This window comes from Actinotignum sp. usb-actsch-213 (assembly GCF_059085665.1).
Map to the genome: position 1 here is coordinate 1 of NZ_JBHNSQ010000055.1, position 1246 is coordinate 1246.

1 protein-coding gene is annotated in these 1246 nt (G+C 55.7%); it reads left to right on the forward strand.

Annotation, left to right across the window (positions count from 1 at the left end; all coding sequences use genetic code 11):
* Positions 1 to 96 precede the first annotated feature (96 nt).
* Positions 97 to 1246 (forward strand): IS1249 family transposase (locus AC5RK6_RS06290; RefSeq protein ID WP_493926378.1); only part of this gene is annotated, 1150 nt, incomplete at its 3' end.

A 1246-nucleotide genomic window follows, 5' to 3' on the forward strand; every position in this document is an offset into this window, starting at 1 on the left:
GGTTTGCCCTGCCATAGCAACGAAAAGTCAGCCTTATTGAGCTCGAGTACCTCAATAAGCTTGCTTCCTTGACACCCGCGGTGGAATGTGCAGGGAGTGAAGAAACTCAATCCCCGCGCCCGACACTGCCCTATCTGCTCAAACCCTTCAAAGAAGAAAGGCTTCACAAAACAAGGCCGTCAGCGTTGGTATTGCAAGGAATGTAAATACAGCTTCACCGCGACCGATGACCGACAAAAACACGCCCAAGAATTCGCTGAATTCCTCACCTACCTCACCACAACCACACCCCGACGCCTGGGCGCCCGCGACACCCGAACCTGGGACCGCACGCATGCCTGGTGCTGGCAAACCCGCCCCATCTGGACGCCTACCGGGCAGGTCTACGACCAGGTTTTCATCGACGGGACCTATATCGCCTACAACTGGTGCGTACTGATCGCTTACACGCGAGAAGGCGTGATCGCCTACCAGCTATGTGACCGTGAATCCAAAGCCGCCTACCTCGCCCTCTTACGCCGTCTGCCTGCCCCTATCGTTGCTACCACCGACGGGGCACCAGGAGCACTGGCAGCGATCAAGCAGGAATGGCCCACCACACGCATCCAACGCTGCCTGGTACACGTACAACGTAATATCCGCCAAGTCACCACCACCCGCCCGCAAACCCAAGCCCATAAGGCCTTATACAAGCTCGCCCTCGACCTAACCAAAATAACTACCCGCGAGGGTGCTATTACCTGGCAAAACTCGCTGCACGCTTTCCACGAGCTTTACGATCAATGGCTGGCAGAGAAGACTTATCGGGAGGAAACCCGCCTTGAGAATATTCCTTCTTTCGCGCGGAAAAACAAGAAATGGTGGTACACCCATCACCCCACTCGCCGTATCGTGGGTGCCCTTGACCGCTACGTCAAACAAGGCGTGCTCTTCACGTTCCTTGATCCAACCCTGGACGTGTCAACCAGTCTTGAGTCGACGACGAACCGTCTAGAAGGAGGAGTGAACGCGCCGTTGAAAGAGTTCTTACACTCCCATCGTGGCTGGTCCCAGCCCCACCTGCTGACCGCGCTTGATTATTGGCTTTATTCCAGGTCGATCAACACTCAACCGATGTCTGATTTCGCTTCTAACAAGGTCCAGACACGGAAGAAACCCGTTAGCGCGCCCAGCGATAAGCCCGCCCAGATCGATACCCACATCGATACCGAGCACCCCTGGGAAGACGGTCTAAACATCCGTAAAG